The sequence below is a fragment of the Streptomyces cacaoi genome, assembly GCF_006539165.1.
In the GTDB taxonomy this organism is placed as follows: domain Bacteria; phylum Actinomycetota; class Actinomycetes; order Streptomycetales; family Streptomycetaceae; genus Streptomyces; species Streptomyces cacaoi.
This window is the reverse complement of record NZ_BJMM01000115.1, coordinates 1-5,727: the sequence shown is the minus strand read 5'-3', so window position 1 is coordinate 5,727 and position 5,727 is coordinate 1. Positions and strand designations below refer to the sequence as shown.

General features: G+C 75.9%; 1 protein-coding gene. It reads left to right on the top strand.

Translation table 11 applies throughout. The features are described 5' to 3' along the window. The coding region (locus SCA03_RS34245; protein ID WP_141275874.1) for an SDR family NAD(P)-dependent oxidoreductase at nucleotides 1–5,727 on the top strand (5,727 nt) is incomplete at both ends.

Here is a 5,727-nt window from a genome sequence, read left to right as displayed (position 1 = left end):
CTCCTCGTTCGGTATCAGCGGGACCAACGCCCACGTCATCCTCGAAGAAGCACCCCAACTCCCAGCAGAAACAGCCGACTTCGGTTCACCTGCACACTCCGGCACCGATACGGGCTCCGACGCCGGGACCGAAGCCGAAGCCCACGCCGGAACCGAGGGGGAGGCCACGGCCGTCGTGGCGCCGTGGCTGGTCTCGGCCGGCAGCGCCGATGCCCTGCGCGAGCAGGCCCGCGCCCTCGCCGCACACGTCCGGGCCGACCCCGGCGCCCGCAGCGCGGACATCGCCTGGTCCCTGGCCACCACACGGGCCGCCCTCGACCACCGTGCCGCCGTCGTCGCCGACGGCCCCGACGGGCTGCTCGACGGACTCGACAGCCTGGCCGACGGGCTGCCGGGCCCGCACGTCCTCGACGGTGTCCGCACGGCCGAGACCGACGGGGGAGCGGTACTCGTCTTCCCCGGGCAGGGCTCGCAGTGGACCGGTATGGCGGCCGAACTCCTCGACACCTCCGAGGTGTTCGCGGCGCGGCTGGACGCCTGCGCGGACGCTCTCGCCCCCTACACCACATGGTCGCTGCGGGACGCCCTGCGCGGTGTGCCCGGTGCTGCTTCGCTCGACCGTGTCGACGTCGTCCAGCCCGCGTTGTGGGCGGTGATGGTGGCGCTGGCGGAGGTGTGGCGGGCGTACGGGGTGCGGCCCGCCGCGGTGCTGGGGCACTCGCAGGGGGAGATCGCGGCCGCGTGTGTGGCCGGTGCGCTCTCCCTGGAGGACGGCGCGAAGGTCGTCGCCCTGCGCAGCCAGGCCATCGCCCGCGAACTGTCCGGGCCGGGCGGCATGGTCTCCGTCGCCGAACCCGTCGACGCGGTACGCGCCCGCATCGCCGCCCGCGGTGACCGGCTCTCGGTCGCCGCCGTCAACGGCCCCGCCGCCGTCGTGGTCTCCGGTGACGGCACCGCGCTGGAGGAGTTCCTCGCCGACTGCGCCGAGGACGGCGTACGGGCCCGGCGCATCCCCGTCGACTACGCCTCGCACTCCGCCCACGTCGAGCGCATCCACGACGAACTGCTGACCCTGCTCGACGCCGTCCGGCCCGGCCCCGCCGACATCCCCTTCTTCTCCACGGTGACCGGTGAGGCCGCCGACACCACCGGCCTCGACGCCGCCTACTGGTACCGCAACCTGCGGCAGACCGTGCGGTTCGAGCAGACCGTCCGTGCGCTGCTCGACGCGGGACACCGCACGTTCATCGAGGTGAGCCCGCACCCCGTGGTGACCGCCACCATCCAGGAGACCGCCGCGGACGCGGGCGTCACCGCCTCGGCCACCGGCACGCTGCGGCGCGACGAGGGCGGCCCGGCGCGCTTCCTGGCCTCGCTCGCCGAGGCATGGGTGCACGGCGCCCGGATCGACCGCGCCGCGCTCGCCGCCGGAGCGGACGCACGGCGCGTGGAGCTTCCGGCATACGCCTTCCAGCGGCAGCGGTTCTGGCCGCGGCCCACCGGCACGGCCGGCGACGTGGCCTCCGCCGGGCTGGCCTCACCCGGGCACCCGCTGCTGGCCGCCGCCGTCGAACTCGCCGCGGGCGACGGGAGCGTGCTCACCGCCCGCTGGTCGGTACGCACCCACTCCTGGCTGGCCGAGCACGCGATCGCCGGCACCGTCGTCGTACCCGGCACGGCGCTGGTGGAGGCCGTGGCCCGCGCCGGGGACGAACTCGGCTGCGGCCTGCTGGCCGAACTCACCCTGCACACACCCCTCGTCCTGCTGGACGACGCCGGGATCCAGGTGCAGATCGCGGTGGGCGCCGCCGACGACTCCGGAGCCCGGCCCGTCACCCTGCACGCCCGCACCGACGGCTCGCCCTGGACGGAACACGCCACCGGAACGCTCGCGCCCGCCACCGACACCGCCGCGCACCCGGACGGCGACCTCGCCGCCTGGCCACCGCGCGGCGCCGAAATCCTTCCCCTCGACGGCTTCTACACCGAGCTGGCCGACCGCGGCTACGACTACGGGCCCGTCTTCCGGGGCGTCCGGGCCGCGTGGCGGCGTGGCGAGGACGTGTTCGCCGAAGTGGCACTGCCCGACGAGGCCACCTCGGAAGCGGCTCGGTTCGGGCTGCACCCCGCGCTGCTGGACGCCGCCCTGCACGCCGCCGGTCTCGGCCCGCTGCGCCGCGACGACGACCGCCCCGGCATGCCGTTCTCCTGGACCGGGTTCCGTCTGCACGCCACCGGGGCGACGGCGCTACGGGTACGGGTGAGCCCCGCCGGTCCCGACGCGGTCGCCGTGGCCGTGGCGGACACCGCCGGCGGACCCGTCGCGGCCGTCGGCCGGCTGGCCGTCCGCCCCGTGCCCGACGCGCTGCTGGACCCGGCCGCGCACACGGCCCGCGACGCGCTGTTCCACCCGGAGTGGAGCGTGCTCCCCACCGGCTCCTCCGGCTCCGCGGGCAGCGCGCCGCACCCCGCCACCTGGGCCCTGGTGGGGGCCGGTCCGGACGAGGCAGCGCTCGACGCCCTCGCCGGAGGGGGCGTCCGGCCGACCACCTGGGACGACCTGGAAGCCCTGGCCGCCGGGGCGGACCCGGCCCCCGACGTACTCCTCGTCTGCACCGGCACGGCCCCGTCCCCCGACCCGGCGTCCCCCGAACCGGCCGGCGCCGAGCCCGCCCGCGCGGCCGAGGACGCGCTGACGCTCGTACAGCGCTGGCTGGCCGACGAGCGGTTCGCCGGCACCCGGCTCCTCCTCGTCACCCGCGGCGCCCTGGCCGTCCACACCGGCGAGGACGTCACCGACCTGCCGGCCGCGGCCGTACACGGTCTGCTGCGCTCGGCGCAGTCCGAACACCCCGGCCGTGTCGTCCTCGCGGACATCGACGGGCACGCCGACTCCTGGGCCCCGCTCGCCGCCGCGGCCACCGGGGACGAACCCCAGGTGGCGGTCCGGCAGGGCACCGCGTACGCGCCCCGCCTGGTGCGCAGCCACACCCGCGCCCCGCTGCCCCTGCCGTCCGGCGACGACGCACCCTGGCGGCTGGACATCCCCCGCAAGGGCACCGTCGACAATCTGGCCCTCGTGCCCTGCCCGGACGCCGCGGCGCCGCTGGAACACGGCCAGGTCCGCCTCGCCGTGCGCGCGGCCGGGCTCAACTTCCGCGATGTCCTCAACACCCTGGGCATGTATCCCGGCGGGGCCGAACACCTCGGCTCCGAGGCCGCCGGCGTCGTCGTCGGGACCGGCCCCGGCGTCACCGGGATCGACGTCGGCGACGCGGTGATGGGCATGGTGCCCGGCGGCATCGGTCCGCTGGCCGTGGCCGACCACCGGCTGCTGGTCCGCATCCCGCGCGGAATGTCCTTCGCCCAGGCCGCGTCCGTGCCCGTCGTCTTCCTGACCGCCTCCTACGCGCTGCGGGACCTCGCGGACCTGCGTGCGGGCGAGTCGGTGCTGGTGCACGCGGCAGCCGGTGGCGTGGGCATGGCCGCGACCCAGCTGGCCCGGCACTGGGGCGCGACCGTCTACGGCACGGCGAGCGACCGGAAACGTGCTCTGCTGCGCGCGGACGGCTGGCCGGACGCACACCTGGCCTCCTCCCGCACCCTCGACTTCGAGGACGCGTTCCGGCGTGCGAGCGGCGGCCGGGGCGTGGACATCGTCCTCAACGCGCTGGCCGGGGACTTCGTGGACGCCTCCCTGCGGCTGCTCGCCCCCGGCGGACGGCTGGTGGAGATGGGCAAGACCGACATCCGCGACGCCGATGAGATCGCCCGCGCCCACCCGGGCATCCGCTACCGCGCCTTCGACCTGATCGAGGCCGGCCCCGACCGCATCCACGCGATGCTGACCGAACTCGCCGCCCTCTTCGAGACGGACGTCCTGCGGCCGCTGCCGGTCACCGCACGCGACGTCCGGCACGCCCCCGAAGCCTTCCGCTTCATGGCGGAGGCACAGCACGTCGGCAAGGTCGTCCTCACCGTGCCGCGCCCCTGGGACCCGGACGGCACGGTGCTCATCACCGGCGGCACCGGCGAACTCGGCGGACTGCTGGCCCGGCACCTCGTCACCCGGCACGGCATGCGGCACCTGCTGCTGGCCGGCAGGCGCGGCCCCGACGCACCCGGCGTCGCCGAACTCCGGGAGGAGCTGGCAGACCTGGGCGCCCGGGTCACCGTCGCGGCGTGCGACGTCACCGACCGGGAAGCGCTCGCCGCCCTGCTCGCCGACGTGCCCGCGCAGCACCCGCTGACCGCGGTCGTGCACGCCGCAGGCGTCCTCGACGACGGCGTGCTCACCTCCCTCGACCCGGCCCGCCTGCGCGGCGTCCTCGCCCCGAAGGCCGACGCGGCCCGGCACCTGCACGAGCTGACCGCCGAGCACGACCCGGCCGGCTTCGTGCTCTTCTCCTCCGCCGCAGGCGTCTTCGGCAACGCGGGACAGGGCAACTACGCCGCCGCCAACGCCTATCTGGACGCCCTCGCACAGCACCGGCGCGTACGGGGCCTGCCCGGCGTCTCCCTGGCCTGGGGACTGTGGGAACAGACCAGCGGCATGACAGCGGACCTGGCAGAGGCCGACCGCGCCCGCGCCCGCCGGTCCGGCGCCCTGACCCTGCCCACAGCCGAGGCCCTCGCCCTCTTCGACGCGGCACTCGAAGCCCACCGCTCCCTGCTCGTCCCCGTCCGGCTGGACGGAGCCGTCCTGCGCTCCCGCCCCGCCGCCGAACTCCCCGCACTCCTGCGGGACCTCTACCGGGGCACCCCCGCCCGGCGCACCGCGACGACGCGCTCCACGGTGGACGGAGCCGACGGGCTGCGGCAACGGCTCGCCGGGCTCCCCGCCGACGAACGGCGCACCGTCCTGCTGGACCTGGTCACCGGCTGCGTCGCGGCCGTACTGGGCCACACCGGAGCCCGGCACATCGACGCCGACCGGGCGTTCCGCGACCTGGGCTTCACCTCCCTCACCTCCGTCGAGCTGCGCAACCGGCTGGGCACGGCGACCGGCCTGCGCCTGCCCGCGACCCTGGCCTTCGACCACCCGGCACCCACCGCGCTCGCCGCCTTCCTCGACACCGAACTCGCCGCCGAATCCGCCGACTTCGACCGCTCCGACGTGTCCGGTGCGTCCGGTGCTTCCGAGGGGGACGACGGCGGACCCGAGGGCACGCACGGCCGGGGCACCGCCGGGGCCCGCACGCAACCGGCAGCGGCCCGCCCGGCGCACGGCACCCTCGACGACCCGGCCTCGAAACCCGTCGCCGTCGTCGGCATGGCCTGCCGGCTGCCCGGCGGCGTCACCTCCCCACGCGAACTGTGGGACCTGCTCGTCTCCGGCACCGACGCCATGAGCGGATTCCCCACCGACCGCGGCTGGGACCCGGACGCCGTCTACGCCTCCGTACCGGACGCACCGGGCTCCTCCCGCACCCGCGAGGGCGGATTCCTCGACGGAGCGGGGGAGTTCGACGCGGCCTTCTTCGGGATCTCGCCGCGTGAGGCGCTGGCGATGGACCCGCAGCAGCGGCTGCTCCTGGAAACGGCGTGGGAGACGTTCGAGAACGCGGGCATCGACCCCCGCTCGGTGCGCGGCAGCCGCACCGGAGTCTTCGCCGGCCTCGCGTCCAGCGACTACCTCACCCGCATCCCGCACGTCCCCGACGAGCTGACCCCGTACGTCAACAACGGCAACTCGACGAGCGTGCTGTCCGGCCGTGTCGCCTATGC